Genomic DNA, 18,136 nt, shown 5'->3' on the forward strand with positions numbered 1-18,136 from the left:
GGGCTACGGGAAGATGTCCTCGCCGTCGGCCTCTCCCCCGTCGCCCTCCTCCGGGCCCAGCGACATCACCAGGTTGATCGTCGCGCCGACCTCGACGGTCGAACCGGGAGCGGGGTCGGAGCTGATCACGGTGCCGGCCGGGAAGGTGTCCGAGTACTCCTCCGAGGCGTCGACGCAGGTGATCTGGGCGCCCGTGCACGAGACCTGGGCGTCCTCGAGCGTCTTGCCGTAGAGGTCCGCGGGGACCGTCGTCTCCACGGGCTCCGGCGCCACGGCGATGTAGACCGTGACCGACGTGCCCTGGGGCACGTCACCCGCCTGGGGATCGGTGCGCGCGACGGTTCCCTCCGGAACCTGGTCGCTCGGCTCCTCGTCCCACTGGATGGTGCCGAGGCCGAGGTTCGACAGCGCCGCCTCGGCGCCCTCTCGCGACTGGCCGACGACGTTCGGGAGCGTGGTGTTGCCGGTCGACAGGTACAGGACCACCTCGGAGCCCTCCTGCACCGTGGTCCCGGCGCCTGGCTCGCTCTTGGTCACCATGCCCTGGTCGACGTCCGGGCTGTTTTCCGTCTCGGTGCCGCTCACCGTCAGGTTGAGCTCCTCGAGCTGGGACCGGGCGGACTCCTCGGACTGGTTGCTCAGGTCCGGGATCGTGACCTGCCCCGGCGCGCCGGCGACGTAGACGGTGACCGTCGAGTTCTCCTCGACCTCCGTCCCCGCTGCCGGGTCCGTCGTGCCGGTGGTCAGGCCCTCGTCGAGGTCCGAGTCCCTGTCGATGGCGCGCTGGAACGTCAGTCCGGCGGCCTCGATCTGGGTCTGGGCCTCCGCGATGGTCAGCCCCTCGGCGATCCGGGGCACCGGGACCGTCGTCGGCTCCTCGGTCTGGTTGCTCATCGCCATGGCGATGAGGATGGCCGCGACCGCCGCCAAGGCGATGCCGAGCAGCCACCACATGAGAGCCCGGCTGTTCTTCTTCTCGGGCTCGCGCTGGCGGGTGGGCGGCTGGCCGGGATAGCCGCCGCCGGGCGTGACCGGGCTCTGCTGGGCGGTCGCCGGACCCCAGTTGCCCTGTCCCGGCGTCATCACCTGCGTGGCGCCGTAGGCGGGCTGGCCGGCGACCTGCGTGGCGCCCATCATGGCGCCCGCGCCGACCATCGGCGCGGTGACCTGCCCGCCGCGCATCGCGGCGTCCAGGTCGCGGCGGAACTCCGCCGCCGTGCTGTACCGGTGGTCGCGGTCCTTGGTCAGGGCCTTGAGCGTGATGCGGTCGAGCACCTCCGGCACGTCCGTCGCGATCTCCGACGGGCGCTGCGGCTCCTGCCCCACGTGCTGGTAGGCGACGGCGACGGGCGAGTCGCCCTGGAAGGGCGGGCGGCCCGTGAGCAGCTCGAACAGCAGGCAGCCGGTGGAGTACAGGTCGGACCGGGTGTCCACTTGCTCGCCGCGGGCCTGCTCGGGGGAGAGATACTGCGCGGTGCCGATCACGGCGTGCGTCTGCGTCATCGTCGCGGCGGAGTCCGCCATGGCGCGCGCGATGCCGAAGTCCATCACCTTGACCGCACCCGTCGGCGTGATCATCACGTTCGCCGGCTTGATGTCGCGGTGCACGATGCCCGCGTGGTGCGAGTACTCCAGCGCGCTCAGCACGCCCACCGTGATCTCGACGGCCTCCTCGATCGGCACCGCCGCGCCGTCGGTCAGGATGTCGCGGACGGTGTGCCCCTCCACGTACTCCATGACGATGAACGGCACGTGCACGTCCTGGCCGGAGGCGTCCTGGTGGATGTCCTCGCCCGTGTCGTACACGGCGACGACCGCCGGGTGGTTCAGCGCGGCGGCGGACTGTGCCTCACGCCGGAAGCGGGTGAGGAAGGAAGGGTCCCGAGCGAGGTCGGAACGCAACACCTTGATCGCGACGGTACGGCCCAGCCGTGTGTCGTGGCCGATGTGTACCTCGGCCATGCCGCCACGGCCGACGAGCTCGCCGACCTCATAACGGCCGGCGAGTACGCGGGGCGTGTTCTCCACCACTCATAGGTCCTTTGATGTCATGGCCGTCTGCCTCAGGGCATACGACTCGTTGAGGAGCATCATCCCAGAAGCGGCAAGTCCGGCCGCTGCCGGGGGATTCAGCGTTTCGGCGTAGATTTCGGAGGAACCCCACGGCTCCTGCAGAGCGCCGTCGTTGCCGCCCCCGGTGACCAGCATGATGATCAGGACCACGAGCAGCAACGCGACCAGTGCGACGAGCGGCCAGGACACGCGGACCCCTATTCGATCCTCGAACCCGTCCACCCACCGTTGGATGTCGGACGACAGACTCCGTCCCCTCCCAGGGTGCCCTCCCGAACGGCCTTGCTGGGGGACCCTTCGCCCGTCCTGGCGTGTCGAGTGCAGGTCGCGGCGGGACGGGTAGGCCCGCGACCCGCCGTTCCCGGCGGTGCTACCACTGGCGGACGGCGGTGGTATGTAGCCGGCTCCGTGTGGTCGGCCGTAGGCGTCGGCGCCGTAGGAGCCCGACGTCGTGCCGTAGCCGGCCGACGTCGAACCGTAGCCCCCGGAGCTCGTGCCGTACGGCCCGGAGCCGGGGCCTCCGGCGGGAGTGCCGGGCCCGGGCGAGTACGGCCGACCGTAGGCATCCGTGCCCTGGGCGCCCGACGTCGTGCCGTACCCGGCGGAGTCGGAGCCGTAGGATCCCGAACCGAAGGGTCCGGAGCCGTAGTTTCCCGCCGGCGTACCCGAGCCGTAGCCGCCGGCCGGCGTGCCCGGGTCGGAGCCCGGCCGAGGCGGCGCGGACTGGGCGTTGGCCACCGTGGTGTGGCGTCCGCCGCCGCTCTGACCGAAGGGGGCCTGCCGTCGCGCGTGCGACGGACCGGGCTGCGCGGTGCTGCTACGTCCGTTGCCCGCGCGCTGCTGGGCGGACTGCCCGTCGCGGCGCGGGCGCCGTGCGTAGCGCGAGCTGCCGAACGGGTCCTCGGCGATCTCCGCGGCGAGCCCGTCGAGGTGCCGGGCGAGCTGGTCCGCCGAGCCGATGCGCTGGGCCGGGTCCTTCTCCAGCATCTTCGTGATGGTCTCGGCGAGGCCAGGGTGCACGGACGTCGGCAGCAGCGGCACCGGCGCGTTGACGTGCGCGATCGCGATGTCGACCGGCGTCCTGCCGGTGAACGGGCGGCGGCCCGCGGTCGCCTCGTAGGCGACGACGCCGAGCGCGTAGATGTCCGACGCGCCCGTCGCCGACTGGCCGACGGCCTGCTCGGGCGACAGGTACTGCGCGGTGCCCATGACCATGCCGGTGGCGGTCATCGGTACCTGGTTCTGCGCCACCGAGACGCCGAAGTCCGTGATCTTCACCATGCCGGTGTGCTCCAGCAGGATGTTGCCCGGCTTCACGTCGCGGTGCACGACGCCGGCGAGGTGTGCGGCATGCAGGCCGCGTGCCGTCTGCGCGAGGATCGGAAGCAACCGGGCCGGCTGGAGGACGGGCTCGCGCTCGAGCAGGTCGGCGAGCGGCTCGCCCAGGACCAGCTCCATGACCAGGTAGCCGGCGCCGTTCTCCTCGCCGTAGTCGAACATCTGCGCGATGTTGGGGTGGACGAGGGTCGACGAGTTCCGGGCCTCCGTGCGCAGGCGACGAAGAAAGTCCTCGTTGCCCGTGTACTCCTCACGGAGCACCTTCACGGCGATCTCGCGCGCGAGCTTCTCGTCGCGCGCGACCCAGACCTCGCCCATGCCGCCCATGGCGATGCGCCGCACCAGCGTGTAGCGCCCACCGAGCGTCAGACCCTCGACCGGTCTCATTGGCTGATCGCCGCCTGCATGATCTGGCGGGCGATCGGGCTGGCGAGGGCGCCACCCGTCGACTCGTTGGTGGACTGGCCCTCGTTCTCCAGCACCACGGCGACGGCGACCTGCGGGTCGTCCGCCGGGGCGAACGAGGTGAACCACAGGGTGGGCGAGCGGGGGTCGTCCTCGGCCGTACCGGTCTTGCCGGCCACCTGAACGCCGGAGATCTGCGCGCCGGTACCCGAACCGCTGTTGACGACTTCGGTCATCATCTCGGTCAGCGCGTCCGCCGTCGACGACGAGAACGGGCTCTTGTAGCGGCTCGGCCTGGTCTGGCTGACCAGCTCGAGGTCGCTGTCCCGGACGCTCTCGATGAGGTAGGGCTCCATGAGGTCGCCGTCGTTCGCGATGGCGGCGGAGATCATGGCGACCTGGAGCGGGGTCAGGCGGAGGTCGCCCTGGCCCATGCCGGACAGTGCGATGCGGGCGTCGGAGTCGTCGGTCGCGGTGTCGGACAGGCCGGGGTAGGCGCCAACGGAGGTGGTCATCGGGATCTCGAGCGACTCGGTGAAGCCGAAGTCCTCGAACATCTGCTGCATCCCGTCCCTGCCGACGGTGTTCGCGAGCTCGAGGAACGCGGTGTTGCACGAGATGCGCAGGGCGTCCTTCAGGGTCATCTCGCCGGTCGGGGAGCAGGTCTCGCCACCGAAGTTGTGCACCTGGCCGCCCTCGCCGGTCGTGCCGGGGAGCTGGTAGACGTCCCGTGCGGGGATCTGCGTGTCCGGGGACATCCCCTCGTACTCGATGGCAGCGGCCGACGTGAGCAGCTTGAACGTCGACCCGGGCGGGTAGATGGCGTTGATGGTGCGGTTGATGGTGGGACCGTAGGGGCTGAACCGCTCCTGGCCGTCGGTGGAGTTGACCTGGGGCTTGGCGTTGAACAGCTCCTCCGACCTCGCCTGGACCTCTGCGCCGTCATGCACGGCCAGCGTGTTCGGGTCGAAGGACGGCTTGGAGACCATCGCGAGGATGGCACCCGTCTTCGGGTCGATGGCCACGGCGGCGCCCGTGTAGTCCCCCAGGGCGTCCCACGCGGCCTTCTGCACCTCGGGGTCGATGGTGAGCTCGACGGAGGAGCCTTGCGCCTCCTCACCCGTGATGAGGTTCTGCAGCCGGTCGAGCCACAGCGAGTCGTCCTCGCCCGCGAGATAGCTGTTCGCGTAGCGCTCGATCCCGGTAACGGTGCCATTGATCGCGAAGTAGCCCGTGACCGGCGCGTAGACGCTGGCGGCACCCCCGTCGCCGTCCGAGTAGGTGCGCAGGTACTTGAAGTCGTCGTCCACGGGCACGGAGGTGACGATCGGGTCGCCGCTGTTCAGCACGATGGGGCCGCGGTCTCGGGCCAGCGAGCTGTAGATGCCACGCACGTTGCGCTCGTCGGTGTTGAGGCTCTCGGCAGCGACGAACTGGATCCAGGTGGTCGACACCATGAGGGCCAGGAACATGGCCATCACCACGGTGGACAGGCGGCGCAGGGTCGCGTTCATCGGTCGACCCCCCGCACGATCTGGGTGGCTTCGTCCGGCGTCGGGCCCCTGCCCGCACCGGCGTCGGTCCCGGCCTGCACCGGGCCTGCGCCACCTACCTCGATCGGGCTGCCGCCGCCACCCACGATGGCGGGTGCAGGCTCGGCCAGCGCGCCACGGGTGGGCAGCGCCGACGGACGCCGGGCGGCGTCGGAGATGCGCAGCATGAGCGCGATGACCATCCAGTTCGCGAGCAGGGACGATCCACCCTGCGCGATGAACGGCAGGGTCAGGCCGGTGAGCGGGATGATGCGGGTGATGCCGCCGACCACCACGAAGAGCTGCAGCGCCATGACGAAGGCGAGGCCGCCCGCGAGGAGCTTGCCGAAGCCGTCGCGCACGCCGACGGCGTGCCGCATGCCCCGCTGCACGATGACCAGGTAGACCAGCAGGATCGCGAGCAGACCGGTGAGCCCCAGCTCCTCGCCGAGGGCGGCGTAGATGAAGTCGGAGTAGGCGAACGGCACGCGGTCGGGGTACCCCTCGCCCCAGCCCGCACCGAACATGCCGCCGTAGGCCATGCCGAACAGGCCCTGGACGATCTGGAACGACCCGCCGAACTCACGGTCGTACAGCTCGGGGTTGAGCGGGTCGAGCCAGACGTCCACACGAGCCTGCACGTGGCTGAAGATGGACCAGGCTACGACGGCGCCCGCCGCGAACATCGTGAGGCCGATGGCGATCCAGCCCACGCGGTCGGTGGCCAGGTAGAGCATGCCGACGAACAGGCCGAAGAACAGCAGCGAGGTCCCGAGGTCCTTCTCGCCGATGAGGACCGCCAGCGAGACCGCCCAGACGATGAGGATGGGCCCGAGGTCGCGCAGGCGGGGGAGCTGCAGGCCGAGGAACTTCTTGCCGGCCAGGGCCAGCGTGTCGCGGTTGGCGACCAGGTAGCCCGCGAAGAACACGGCGAACGCGATCTTGGCGAACTCGGCCGGCTGCAGCGAGAACTCACCGATGAAGATCCAGATCTGCGCGCCGTTGATCTCCCGGCCCAGGCCCGGGACCAGCGGCAGGACCACCAGTACGACGCCGACGATCATCGCCGTGTAGGTGAGGCGGCGCAGGCTGCGGTGGTCGCGGATGACGAAGAGGACCACGCAGGCGAGGACCATGCCGATGGCGGACCACATGATGTGGCGGGGTGCGTTGGCGCCCAGCATGCTGATGCTCGGCGACAGGTCCAGGCGCAGAACCATCGCCATGCTCACGCTGTTCAGCAGCACGACTGCCGGCAGGATCACCTGGTCGGCGTAGGGCGCGCGCAGCCGCAGCACGATGTGGGTGGTGAACGCCAGCGCAGCCAGCACGATCGAGTAGGTCCAGAAGCCCTCCGGCAGACCGTCCTCGAGCGAGTAGCCCACCATCCACATGCCGCCCATGCCGAGCGCCAGCGCGACGACGAGCAGGATCGCCTCCGCGATGCGGGCGGGAGCGTGCTCCTCGGGCCGGAGGGCGCTCATCCGTTCCCTCCCTGACCGGACTCCCGCGACGCCGTGGGCGTGGACCTGGGCGTCGAGTCACCGCTCGACTCGCCGTTCCCGCTGGGCGACGGCGAGGAGGACGGCGTGACGGAAGGTGAGGGCGACGGCGACGGCTCGGTCTCCTCCGCGGCGTCCGCGATGAGGCGGTCGGCGCGCCCGCGGGCGTCCTCGAGGGACGTGGCCCGGATGGTCTCGTTCACGCGGTCGGCGACGAACCCGGGCAGCTCGTCCGTGCGGGTGCCGGTGAGCTCGACCGGCGTCGAGAAGGTCAGGGGGCCCACCGTCGCGGGGATGCCGCGGAACACGGCGACCTGGCCGTCGGCCTCGCCCACGTAGTACTGGGTCTGGGTCCAGCGGTAGCCGCCCCAGCCTGCCAGGCCGAGACCCACTACGAGCAGGAGCGCGCCGACGGCGGTCAGCCAGGTGCGCTTCTTCGGCGCCGCCCCCTCCTTGTCGGCCTCGTCGTCGAGGTCGTCGTCGGGCTGGATGTCCGGCTGGTACTGCTCCTCGTCGGTCGAGCCGGCGATCATGGCCTGCTCGAGCGTGTCGGCGAGGCTGTCCTGCGCTGTGGGGTCGGGCAGCACGCTCACCGCGGCGGGCGCGGGCGTGGGCTGCCCGCCCGGGGCCGCACCCCGGCTGAAGCCGGTCACGGTGTCGCCGTCGATGTCGGAGCCCGGCAGCGCGGCGGCGGAGGGTGCGCCGCCCGCGGCGGTCACACCCGCGAGGGCGGCCGAGCCGACGATCTCCGGCGTGACGGTGGCGGCGGTCGTGGCGGCGGCGGCCTCGTCCAGGACATCGGCAACGACGACGGTGATGTTGTCGGTGCTGCCCGCGCGCATGGCCATCGAGACGAGGCGCTCGACGGCGTCGTGCGGCGCGGGGACCGAGTTGAGGACCTCCGCGATCTCCTCGTCCGGGACGAACCCGGACAGGCCGTCGGAGCAGAGCATCCAGCGGTCGCCGGGCACCGCCTCACGGATCGACAGGTCGGGCGTGAGGTCCAGGTCGAAGTCGCCGAGCACCCGCATGACGACGTTGCGCTGCGGGTGGGTCTCCGCCTCGTCCGGCGTGATGCGGCCGGTGTCGACCAGGTGCTGCACGAAGGTGTGGTCCACCGTGACCTGCGCCAGGGTGCTGTCGCGCAGCAGGTATGCGCGCGAGTCGCCCAGGTGGGCCATGGCAAGCGTGTTGCCGGACTTCAGCAGCGCCGTGACCGTTGTGCCCATGCCGGCGAGGTCCGGGTCGGCCGACGTCGCGTCGACGAGGTCCTGCCTGGCCCGGTCGATCGACTGCTCCAGCTCCGACATCGACTGCTCGGAGCTGTGGTCCGGGCGGTCGAGGCCCACCAGGGCAGCGATCGTCAGCGCGGACGCGACGTCGCCGCCCGCGTGCCCGCCCATCCCGTCGGCTACGACGAGGAGGTTGGGACCCGCGTAGGCGGAGTCCTGGTTGTTGGAGCGGACGAGGCCGACGTCGGAACGCGCGGCATACCGCAAGGTCACGGTCACGTGGTGGTCATCCCTGGAGCTCGACGACGGACTGTCCGATCTGCACGCCCACACCCGGGGCGAGCGGGACGACGCCCTGCACTCGCTCCTCGCCGATGTAGGTGCCGTTCGTGGAACCGAGATCCTCCACGAACCACTGGCCGCCCTGGGGGAAGATCCGTGCGTGGCGCGACGACGAGTAGTCGTCGTCGAGCACGAGGGTGCAGCTCGGCGCGCGCCCGATCAGCACGCCGGACGAGGTGAGCGGGATGGTTGTCCCGGTGAGCGGGCCTGCCACGACGACGAGGCGCGACGGGCCACCGCGCTGGGGTGCGCGAGGCGCGCCACCCCCCGGGGTCGGCGTCGGGGCCGGCCCCGCGAGCTCAGGCCGGCGCCGCCGTCCGCCGGACGTGCGAGGCCCGGCCAGGTCGCGCCGGAGCACGGCGATGGCGGAGAGCACGAACACCCACAGCAGCACCAGGTAGCCCAGCCGGAGCAGGGTGAACGTCAGCTCGCTCATTTCGGATCTTTCACCAGTCCTCGTTGTCCGCACCGGACGCACTGCCGGTCCAGAACATGATGCGGGTACGGCCGATCGTCATCGTGTTGCCGTCGAGCAGGGTCGCGGCGGGGACCTGGTGGCCCTCCACGTACAGACCGTTCGTCGACCCCATGTCGGTGGCGACGACGCCGTCCGGCGTCACGCGGATCTCGAGGTGGCGCCGCGAGACACCGGGGTCGTCCACCACGATGTCGGCCTCGGCGTCGCGTCCGATGACGGTCACAGGCCCGGTGAGCAGGTACCGCTGGCCATCGATGTCGATGAGCGGGTGCCGGCCGGTGGGCGCGCCGGACGTCGCCGGGGCGACGCTCCCCTGCACGCTGCGCGACCGCACGGTGAAGCGGCCGGGCACCAGCTCGTACTGCTCGTCGAACGTCACGCTCACGGGGCCCACGAACGCGTAGTGCTGCGTCGCGGCGTACGCCGTGATGTTGGACGCGAGCTCGTCGGCGAGGGTCTGCGCACCCCACGCCTCGATCTGGGCGAAGTCGTCGGGAGCGAGCTCGATCGTGAACTCGTTCGGCGCGACGGTACGGTCGCGTCCGACGACCGCGGCACGGTCGTCCAGCTCACGCCGCAGCCTGCTCGCCAGTTCGACAGGCTTCACTTCGCCACGTCCCACCTTGGCGAACGCGTTGTTCATCATGCGCTCCACGCTCTTCTCGAAGCGGTCCAGGGCGCCCATGCCACCTCCTTCCAGGGTCTGCGCCGGGCAGACTACCTAGATCGTATAGATCGGTAGGTCCCCGCAGACTCCAATACTGTGGATGTCCTGCGGATCTTCTCCGATCTTCCCTCAGGTGGCGCGGCGAGGAGAGACGTGGGCGGATCCGCACGCTACTAGACCTGCGGCGGGACGTGAACCACTTCACCGTTATTGGATTCGGGATCCCCCACTGTGCCGTGCTAGCCTCATCCAGCAGCGCGCGAGTGGCGGAATAGGCAGACGCGCACGGTTCAGGTCCGTGTGCCCGAAAGGGCGTGGGGGTTCAACTCCCCCCTCGCGCACGTTGTACGCAAGGCCCCGGCTCAGGGAGTCGGGGCCTTCGTCATGCCCGGACCTGGGTGACGGCGCGGCCTCGGAGATGGGTAGTTCTCCCCTGATTTCAGGCGGCTCCGAGGGCCGCCCGATAGCCGCCGGACGACGGCCGAGGCAGCGACATCCGTGGGACGTCGCTGCCTCGGCCGGTATCGGTCGTTCCGTGGTCAGCGGATCGTCGCCGTCCGGAAGCTCGTCACGGACTTGGTCGTGTAGCCGGTCCGCGAACCGACCACCGTGACCGTCAGTTGCTTGCCACGGTGCCGGGGCGGGATGACATACCGGTTGCTCGTCCGCGTGGCGATCCTCACGCCGTCCGCCTTCCACACGTACGTGACCGACGCCGGTGCGGGCGACCACGACCCACGGCTCACCGTCAGCGTGGACCCGACGCGCATCGTCCCTGTGATCGTCGGCCGCGGCGCCGTGAACGTCCCGGGCGCGACGGCGGCTGTGCGAGCACTCGTCGCCGACGACTCGTAGTACTGCCTGAGGCCCGTGACCGTCACCGTGATCCTCTTGCCCACCGCCGACGCCGGGACGGTAAACGTCCTCGACGTCGCGCCGGGGATGGCTACGCCGTTCGCCTTCCACACGTACCGGTAGCTGGTAGGCGTGGGTGACCACGTGCCCGGACCCGCGGTCAGCTTGGAGCCGACCTTCGCGGTTCCGAGGATCTTGGGCGTCGCCATGGTGAAGACGCCAGGTTTGACGGTGACCGTCCGCTCCTGGCGGGCGGGGGCGAAGCCGTTGCCGCCGTCGTACGTCAGCACCAACGAATGCGTACCAGGGCGCAGTTCGTCGTCGCTACCGAGCCAGATCCGGCCTCGACCGGTTTCATCGAGGAGGCCACTGAAGCCGAACGACATCCCGTCCTCGAACTCGAGGCCGACGTTACCGACAGGGATGGAACCGTCGGACGTCACGGTGGCCCCGACGACATCGGGCATCTGTCCGTACCGCCACGATGACGGCAGGTCACTTTCGATGCGTGTCACCCGAGCCGGTAGTACGACGATGTCTGTCGTCAGTGAGGCGGAGTCCGCAGCTCCCCAGCCTTCGTACGCGACTCGCACCGTGTAGGAGCCCGGGCGGAGCTGGAGCCTGTCCAGGCACACTCGGTCGGCGTTGCCGGTCGAGTCGCCGTACCCGGGGTGACCTTCCACGGTGATCAGGATTTCGTCGTGCGGCCACCACCGAGGCGAACCGTCCGCCGTGGTCAGGGTGAAGCACAACGTGTCGTCCTCATCCGAGGTCGCCGGCCAGCTTGTCGAGCCCGACGGTGTGATGACGACAGGGCTGGGCTCGGCGAAGTCGAGGCTGGTGCTGACCGTTGTGGTCACATACGGGGTGCCGAGGAATGTTAGATCTATCTTGTAGGTGCCAACCTGCTCGTGGTCGGGTAGGTGGAATACCGCCTCTCCGACCCCGCCGAACGCGCTGGTAGTCCGGGACTCGTTCCTCTGTCCGTCGGGCCGCTGGATGTCCAGGGTCACCTTGCCGTCCGCAGGCGTGCCGTCGGCAACTGTGGCCGTCACGTGGAATCTCACCGTGTCTGTCACGCGGAGCACACGGTCCGTCGGCACGTTGGTGCCCACCACCACCTCGACCGGGATGGCGTCCCCGACCATGATCGCCCAGTGGATTCCGTAGCCGGAGTCTCCGCCGACCGCCGAGAACACGGCGCGGTTCGCAGGAACCGCTGGCAGTGCGGCGTCCTCTGAACTCATGCCCCAGTTCAGGATCGTGCCGTCGTCGAGTGCTGCGGCACCCATGCCGCCCTGCATCGCAGTGAGCGAGATGATTGACCGACCTGCCGGGGCGGCTGCCCGCTGGAGCCCGTTCGAGGAGATGATCCTGCCGTCGGCTGTGGCGGCGAGGACCTCGCTCTGACTCACGTCGATACCGATGAAGCGTGTCCCGGGCGGTGGCGTGATCACCTTTGCCGTGTCTTCCCGACCCCGCCCTTCGCAGTACACGTAGGCCCCGTCGCTCCGGAGCGCTGCCCATCTGTTCATCTCTCCGCTCGCCGAGATGGCCGTGTAGTGCACACCGGGCTCGGGAACGAAGGCATCTGTGCAGGTGGCGGCGTCCCCCGTCGGGTCTTCCAGCGTGCCGTCCGAGCGCAGGGTGTAGAGGCCGGAGATCGCGGTGTAGGTGATCCCCTCGGGCGGTTCCATGACGTACTGTCCGCCGGACACGACAGCACCGTCCGACCGCAGCAGCCGACCCCACGAGGCCGACGTTGCGGCGATCGCCACGTACTTCATGCCGTCAGGCGGTGCAACCACCGGCGAGTCTCGTACTGAAGGGTCGTAGACGCGCCCGTCGCTACGGAGGACCAGGAGATCCGACCCGTGGGTCGAGATGGCCGTCGCGCGTAGACCGTCCGGGAGCGCGGCAGGCGCGGTCGGCCAGACATGGGGGTCGTAGGCCCAGGCGCGATCACCCCATACGACCACCTGCCCGCCGTGCGAGCTCGGCATCCCCTCCTGCACGAAGGTGGGGTCGAGGGGTTCGGCAACCGCCTTGGCCACCGCGGACGTCGTGCCCGACGGCGCCTGCGCCGCCTGGGCGGGCGCGGCACCGGCAGTCGTCGTGGCGAGCGCGAGCACAAGCCCGGAAGCCACCAACGACGCACAGGTCCGCCGGGCTGAAGGAAGGAACCGCCGAAGTACTGGGGTCGGCATCGAGCGCTCCTGCAGAAGAGGCGCATGGTTCATGCGCGGGATGACAAGTCGCGTGACTCTATCCATCGCAACACGCGCAATCCCGCCAAAAATGGCGCCTCGCGCCCTTTATCACCCTGCGACGCGTCAGCACGCCCGCCAGCACCAGTGAGCCCGGCGGGCTCACGTCGGTCGGGAGACCTCCAGCCGCGTCGGCCGGTCCACGCCGGCAGCACGCCCTGGCGGGAAGCGCCCGTCCGACCCCGGTGTCACCGATCCCAGCACGCTCGGCTGCCGCGCGCCCGTCGCCCCGGGCAGCACGCCGGGCAGGCCGTACCAGGTGTGCCAGCCCAGCACCGCGAACGCCAGCGCCTCCTTGGCCTGGCTGGGCACACCCAGCTCGTCCGACGTCCGGACGGCGACATCAGGGAGCTCCGCGCGCAGCGCCGCCATCAGCGCCGGGTTGCGCGTGCCACCGCCCGAGGCGACGACCTCGGTGGCGGTGCCCCGGACGGCGTCGGCCACGGTGCGGGCGGTGAGCGCCACCAGGGTGGCAAGCAGGTCCTCGGCCGACGGCGGCGTGGGGCCGACGCGATCCAGCAGGTAGCTCAGGTGGAAGAGCTCCTTGCCTGTCGACTTCGGGGCCGGGCGTGCGTAGTACGGCTCGGCGAGCAGGCGTTCCAGGAGGTCGGAGAGCACGCGTCCGCGCGTGGCGAGGGCGCCGTCGGCGTCGAAGGCGAGGCGGCCGCCGGTGACGTGCCGTGTTGCGGCGTCGAGCAGCGCGCAGGCGGGGCCGGTGTCGAAGGCGAGTGGCACGCCGTCCGCGCTGAGGACCGTCACGTTCGCGATCCCGCCCAGGTTCAGCGCGACCGTGCCGCCCGGGCGGCCGGCGAGCCACAGCGCGTCGAACAGGCCGACCAGGGGAGCGCCCTGGCCGCCGGCCGCTACGTCGCGCGTGCGCAGGCCCGAGACGACCGGCAGTCCGGTCGCCTCGGCGATCCACGCGGGCTCGCCAATCTGCAGGGTGCCGCGCACGGCCCCGCTGCCCGGCGCCCAATGGAAGACCGTCTGCCCATGCGAGACGACGAGATCGGCGTGCCCACCGCACAGCTCGTCTACCGCACGCCCCGCGACCTCGGCGAAGGCCTGCCCGATGCCCGTGTCCAGCCGGCACACGGCCTCCATCGTGGTGGGGCCAGGAGGCAGGGCCGCCACCAGATCCGACCGGAGCGAGTCCGGACAGGGGACCGAGAGATACCCGAGCAGCGTGAGCATCAGCGTGTCGTCGGCGAGCCGGAGGTCGCACGCCGCGGCGTCGACGGCGTCGTGCGACGTGCCCGACATCAGGCCCACCACTCGGAGGGAGGACGGTGTATCCGCCGGTGGCAGCCGATTTCCGAGCATCCGATCCCCCATCCGGCCGACTCCTCCGGTCGTGTTTACAGCAGTGTTAGCCCTTGCTCCCCGTTTGCGCCACAATCTGCACATGCTTGACGTCTCGATCGCTCCAGCTCCGGCGCCGGACGCGCCGTTCGAGGACCACATCGAATGGGCGCGCAACGCTCCCGCGGCTCCCGCGACGCCCGCGGCGCTGTTCACGGGCGGTCTCGACGCCGCCCCCGTGGACGACCGTCTCACGATCGACGCGCCGAGGTGGGACTACCCCGCGCTCGCACGCGAGATCGTGCTCAAGTCCCGGGGTGCGGTGCTCGACATCGGCACCGGCGACGGCGACTTCTTCGCGGGCCTCGGCCCGCTCCCGAAGGGATCGGCCGCCACCGAGCTCGGCCCGGCCTTCCTGGCCGCCCGACGCCGGCTGGAGCCGCTCGGCGTGGACGTGCGCCGGGTCGAGCCGTCCTGGACCGGCGAGGTGCTGCTGCCGTTCTTCGACGGCCAGTACAGCGCGGTGCTCAGCCGGTTCGGCACCATCGACCCCGACGAGGTGGGCCGGGTGCTGGAGCCGGGCGGGACGTTCCTCACCGAGCAGGTGGACACGCGCGACGGCATAGCCCTCAACCGGGCCCTCGGGGTGCCGCTCGGCTGGGACCCGGACGGCGTCACGGTCGACGTCATCTCCGACGGACTCGTCGCCTCGGGTCTCGAGATCGTCGAGGCCACCGAGTACGCGGGCACCCGGACGTTCAAGGACCTGTCGTCGGTGCTCTGGTACCTGCGGGTCGCGGCATGGCAGGTGCCGGAGCTCGCCGACCTCAGCCCGGCCGCCGTCGCGCGGCACGAGGCGGCGCTGCGGGCGCTGCACATGCACTTCGCGACGGGCAACGAGCTCGTCGACGAGGCGCCGCGCATCCTGGTCACCGCACGCCGTCCGTTCTGAACGCCCGCTGTTCTGAGCCGCCCGCCTTTCCGAGGGGCCGGCCTTTCCGAGAGGCAGACGGAGGGGCGGCCTCGGGTGAACTGACGGGTGAAGTCTGACGGAGTTCCGCCGATTCTCGGCGAATGTGGCTTCCAGCGGGATATGCGGCGCGTTACGTTCGCGACGCCGGGGACCGACGACGGTCCCGGGCGCCCGTCCTGTTACGTATCACGAAGGACCCCCATGAAGCCCACATCCCTCGGTGACGCCCACCCGGCGTTCGCCGTCCCCACCCGCAGCACGGCGCGGCGCTGGCGCGCCGGCGCATCGCTCGCCACGCTCGCCCTGGTCGCCACGCCGTTCGTCGCGGCGCCGGCACAGGCGGCGGAGGCCGATGCGCCCGTCTTCAGCGGGACCCTCGAGGTCGACGGCACGACGGCGGTGGGCTCGGTGCTCACCCTCGACGAGACCGGCGGCACCTGGACGCCGGCGCCCGAGAGCATCGCCTACTCCTGGCTCCTCAGCGACGACGCGGTGCTCGACGCTGCCGACGTCCCGGTCGACGGCGCCACCGGCACCTCCCTCACGCTGCTGCCTGCGCACGTCGGCAAGTACGTGATCGGCACTGCCACCGCGACCGCGGCCGGCGCCACGAGCGAGCCCGTCGCCGCTGCCGCTGTCGGACCGGTCGCGGCGGGCGAGCTGGCTGCGGGCACGGCCGCCATCTCCGGCACGGTGCGCGTCGGTCGCACGCTGACCGCGACGACGTCCGGCTGGCCGGAGGGCACGACGCTCGGCTACGAGTGGCGCGTGAACGGCGCGACCGTCGACAGCGACGCCACCTTCACCCCGCAGGCCACGCACGCGGACAAGACCCTGCGCCTCGTGGTCACCGGTTCGAAGGACGGCTATGCGCCGGCTACCGCTACCAGCGAGTTCGTGACCGTCGCGCGGGCCTCCTTCAGCACCACCACGCCGAGGATCAACGGCACGACCAAGGTCGGCGCCCTCGTCGGCGCCACGACCGGCCACTTCTCCCCGACGGCGACCCTGAAGTACCAGTGGAAGGCCGACGGCCGGTCCATCGCGGGCGCGACGAGCCGCACCTACCGGATCCCGAGCCGGCTGCACGGTGACAAGCTCACGGTCACGGTGACCGGGTCGAGGGCCGGCTACACCACCAAGAGCCTCACCTCTGCGGCCTCTGTCGTCGTGAAGCCGTTCGGTCGGGCATCCGTCCCGACGATCAGCGGGACGGTCCGTGTGGGCCAGACCCTCACCGCGAACCGCGGCACCTGGTCGCCCACGCCGTCGACCGTGACCTACCGGTGGCGGGCCGAGGGCCGCGCGATCCCCGGCGCGACCGGACGCACCTACCGGCTCACCCGCAACGAGCACGGCAAGAACATCTCCGTCGAGGTAACCGGCCGCCGGTACGCGTACCTGCCCGCCACGCGCCGCAGCGCCGCGACCGACACGGTCAAGTGGCCGGTCGGCATCTCCACGCCGCGGGTGACCAGCCAGCCGACGCGCTACCTGCAGACGACGGTGGGCCGGACGGTCACGTACCGGGTGTCGGCCACGGGTGGCAGCCTGAACTACCAGTGGCAGCGTTGGACCCCGGCCACCGGCACCTGGACCAACATGTCCGGTCAGACCAGCTCCACGCTGCGGTTCACCGCCACGACGGCGCACGAGCTGAACCAGTTCCGCGCGGTCGTGTCGAACATGGCGGGTAAGGACCTCAGCAACCGCAGCTACCTGTGGATCCAGTCCTCGCTCGCGAACCCGTTCCCGACGTACCAGTGGTTCAGCCTCTGGAACTTCAACGCAGCGGTCAGCGACTCCGTCGACAACTACCAGGGCTACCTGGCCGCCAACGTGTACGTCTGCGCCGCGCCGGGTTACAACCCGACCGGCAACCTGTCCGTGCAGTTCGTCGGCGACAACGGCACGGTCTACCCGGGCGCGGGCCAGGAGCAGCCGGACCACATCTCGAACGGCGTGCCGCTCGACGGCGACGGGTGCGGCTACTTCGGGGTCTACTCCAACGCCCCGCAGTCGGTTCGCGTCGGCGGCCGGTGGCGCATCACCGACCGCTCCGACGGTCAGGTCTACCACCAGTACGCCAAGTACGAGCGGGCGACCTTGATCCAGCCGGGCGCAGCGTCCACCCTTGGCCGTTCCGGTTCCGGGATCCCGCAGGTCGACGGCCCGGCCGGCTTCGTCCCCCTCGCCGAGGCGCGCGGCACGCTCACCGACTGACGCCGAGGAGGCCGGCCACCGCCTCCGCCATCGCTTCCGGCGGCACGTCCGTCCCGTGCCCGGGCAGGGTCACCCGACGTGCCGCCGGAAGCACGGCAGCCAGCGACCGAGCGGCTGCCGCCACCGTCGCGGCGCTCGCGGCGCCGTCGGCCACCAGGACGGGCTGCCTGATCAGGTGCCACCGGCCCATCAGGGCGCGGCGGCCCAGGGCGACGCCCGCGAGGATCCGCCCGTCGTACGCGATGGTCGGCGCCATCGCCTCGAGGTCCGCCCATGACGCCGACGCGCGCATGCGCGGCACTATCCAGCACGGCATGCCCACGACGTCGAGGAACAGCTCGACGGCGCTGCCCGGGTCGCCCACCTCGACGCATGCCTCGACCCCCGCGATCATCCGGGGGTCGACGGGCGGCTCGCCGCTCGCGACGTCGTACGTCGGCTCGTAGCAGAGGACGGCGGTGACGTCGGCGCCGAGGTCGGCCGCCGCGCGCAGCGCGAGGAACGCGCCGGACGACATGCCCAGCAGCGCCGCCGGGCCGGTGACCTCCAGCAGCGCCGCGATGTCGTCGACCTCCCGGTCTACGCTGTACGGGACCGTGTCGCCGCTGCCGCCCCGTCCGCGCCGGTCGTACCGCAGGGTGGTGACGCGGTCGCCCAGCTCAGCCGCGGCGGCGAGCGTAAGGGGCACGCGGTGCGCGAGGACGCCGTCGACCACCACGATCGCTGGGGCGAGGCCTCGGCCGGGACCGGTGAGGTCGTAGGCGATCCGGGTGCCGTCGGCGGACGTCGTGAAGGCGTCGACGGTGGTGATGGTCATGCAGGGCAGACGGACCGGTCGGCCGAAAATCGTCGCTCGGACGGCTGCCCGGGGCTACGGATTTCGCCGCGAGGAAAATACCTGTGCGTGCGCCGCCGGGCGGCGTAGGTTCGGGGGCACATGAGAAGGG

The 18,136-nt window shown here is 71.0% G+C and carries 12 protein-coding genes and 1 tRNA gene; 3 read left to right on the forward strand and 10 right to left on the reverse strand.

Annotated features, from left to right (window positions below; translation table 11 throughout):
* Window positions 1-3: 3 nt before the first annotated feature.
* From pknB to AC0QU1_RS00140, 7 genes are read right to left on the reverse strand one after another with little or no spacing between them, the layout of a single operon-like run.
* A complete protein-coding gene (gene pknB / locus AC0QU1_RS00110) occupies window positions 4-2,031 on the reverse strand; it encodes a Stk1 family PASTA domain-containing Ser/Thr kinase (protein WP_483573636.1) in 2,028 nt (675 codons plus the stop codon).
* Complete coding sequence (locus tag AC0QU1_RS00115; protein WP_483573637.1) at window positions 2,032-3,798, reverse strand: serine/threonine-protein kinase; 1,767 nt, start codon at window positions 3,796-3,798, stop codon at window positions 2,032-2,034.
* Window positions 3,795-5,330 (reverse strand): peptidoglycan D,D-transpeptidase FtsI family protein, encoded by a 1,536-nt coding sequence (locus tag AC0QU1_RS00120; RefSeq protein WP_483573638.1) that lies wholly within the window; start codon window positions 5,328-5,330, stop codon window positions 3,795-3,797. The genes AC0QU1_RS00115 and AC0QU1_RS00120 overlap by 4 nt, the downstream gene beginning before the upstream one ends.
* Complete coding sequence (locus tag AC0QU1_RS00125; protein WP_483573639.1) at window positions 5,327-6,832, reverse strand: FtsW/RodA/SpoVE family cell cycle protein; 1,506 nt, start codon at window positions 6,830-6,832, stop codon at window positions 5,327-5,329. Before AC0QU1_RS00125 ends, AC0QU1_RS00120 begins: the two co-directional genes overlap by 4 nt.
* Window positions 6,829-8,361, reverse strand: a complete 1,533-nt coding sequence (locus tag AC0QU1_RS00130; protein ID WP_483573640.1) for a PP2C family protein-serine/threonine phosphatase — start codon at window positions 8,359-8,361, stop codon at window positions 6,829-6,831. The genes AC0QU1_RS00125 and AC0QU1_RS00130 overlap by 4 nt, the downstream gene beginning before the upstream one ends.
* Window positions 8,362-8,368: 7 nt before the next feature.
* A complete protein-coding gene (locus AC0QU1_RS00135; RefSeq protein ID WP_483573641.1) occupies window positions 8,369-8,860 on the reverse strand; it encodes an FHA domain-containing protein FhaB/FipA in 492 nt (163 codons plus the stop codon).
* A 10-nt stretch (window positions 8,861-8,870) separates the two neighbouring features.
* Entirely contained in the window at window positions 8,871-9,587 is a 717-nt protein-coding gene (locus tag AC0QU1_RS00140) for an FHA domain-containing protein (RefSeq protein WP_020017306.1), read from the reverse strand.
* Between the two features lie 239 nt (window positions 9,588-9,826).
* Between AC0QU1_RS00140 and AC0QU1_RS00145 the strand changes: the two genes are divergently transcribed.
* Window positions 9,827-9,910, forward strand: a tRNA-Leu gene (locus AC0QU1_RS00145).
* A 198-nt stretch (window positions 9,911-10,108) separates the two neighbouring features.
* On the opposite strand, the gene AC0QU1_RS00150 is transcribed toward AC0QU1_RS00145, so the two are convergent.
* Together AC0QU1_RS00150 and AC0QU1_RS00155 are read right to left on the reverse strand one after the other, a co-directional pair.
* Window positions 10,109-12,571, reverse strand: a complete 2,463-nt coding sequence (locus AC0QU1_RS00150) for a hypothetical protein (protein ID WP_483573642.1) — start codon at window positions 12,569-12,571, stop codon at window positions 10,109-10,111.
* A 222-nt stretch (window positions 12,572-12,793) separates the two neighbouring features.
* On the reverse strand, window positions 12,794-13,954 hold the full coding sequence (locus tag AC0QU1_RS00155; protein ID WP_483616353.1) for an anhydro-N-acetylmuramic acid kinase: 1,161 nt from the start codon (window positions 13,952-13,954) through the stop codon (window positions 12,794-12,796).
* Between the two features lie 142 nt (window positions 13,955-14,096).
* On the opposite strand from AC0QU1_RS00155, the gene AC0QU1_RS00160 reads away from it, so the two are divergent.
* Window positions 14,097-14,945 (forward strand): class I SAM-dependent methyltransferase, encoded by an 849-nt coding sequence (locus tag AC0QU1_RS00160; RefSeq protein ID WP_483573644.1) that lies wholly within the window; start codon window positions 14,097-14,099, stop codon window positions 14,943-14,945.
* 222 nt (window positions 14,946-15,167) lie between these two features.
* Window positions 15,168-17,189, forward strand: coding sequence for a hypothetical protein (locus AC0QU1_RS00165; RefSeq protein WP_483573645.1), 2,022 nt, complete (start codon window positions 15,168-15,170; stop codon window positions 17,187-17,189).
* Here the strand turns inward: AC0QU1_RS00165 and AC0QU1_RS00170 are convergent.
* Complete coding sequence (locus AC0QU1_RS00170) at window positions 17,179-18,006, reverse strand: alpha/beta fold hydrolase (RefSeq protein WP_483573646.1); 828 nt, start codon at window positions 18,004-18,006, stop codon at window positions 17,179-17,181. The two genes, AC0QU1_RS00165 and AC0QU1_RS00170, sit on opposite strands and share 11 nt — an antisense overlap.
* Window positions 18,007-18,136 lie beyond the last annotated feature (130 nt).

It is taken from the genome of Promicromonospora noduliphila, assembly GCF_056951025.1.

Bases quoted from the DNA above. Each gene is read 5' to 3' on its own strand.
- AC0QU1_RS00125 (WP_483573639.1), bottom strand. From the start codon at position 6,832: ATGAGCGCCCTCCGGCCCGAGGAGCACGCTCCCGCCCGCATCGCGGAG.
- AC0QU1_RS00135 (WP_483573641.1), bottom strand. From the start codon at position 8,860: ATGAGCGAGCTGACGTTCACCCTGCTCCGGCTGGGCTACCTGGTGCTG.
- AC0QU1_RS00170 (WP_483573646.1), bottom strand. From the start codon at position 18,006: ATGACCATCACCACCGTCGACGCCTTCACGACGTCCGCCGACGGCACC.
- AC0QU1_RS00120 (WP_483573638.1), bottom strand. From the start codon at position 5,330: ATGAACGCGACCCTGCGCCGCCTGTCCACCGTGGTGATGGCCATGTTC.
- AC0QU1_RS00140 (WP_020017306.1), bottom strand. From the start codon at position 9,587: ATGGGCGCCCTGGACCGCTTCGAGAAGAGCGTGGAGCGCATGATGAAC.
- AC0QU1_RS00155 (WP_483616353.1), bottom strand. From the start codon at position 13,954: ATGTCGGGCACGTCGCACGACGCCGTCGACGCCGCGGCGTGCGACCTC.
- AC0QU1_RS00165 (WP_483573645.1), top strand. From the start codon at position 15,168: ATGAAGCCCACATCCCTCGGTGACGCCCACCCGGCGTTCGCCGTCCCC.
- AC0QU1_RS00160 (WP_483573644.1), top strand. From the start codon at position 14,097: ATGCTTGACGTCTCGATCGCTCCAGCTCCGGCGCCGGACGCGCCGTTC.
- AC0QU1_RS00115 (WP_483573637.1), bottom strand. From the start codon at position 3,798: ATGAGACCGGTCGAGGGTCTGACGCTCGGTGGGCGCTACACGCTGGTG.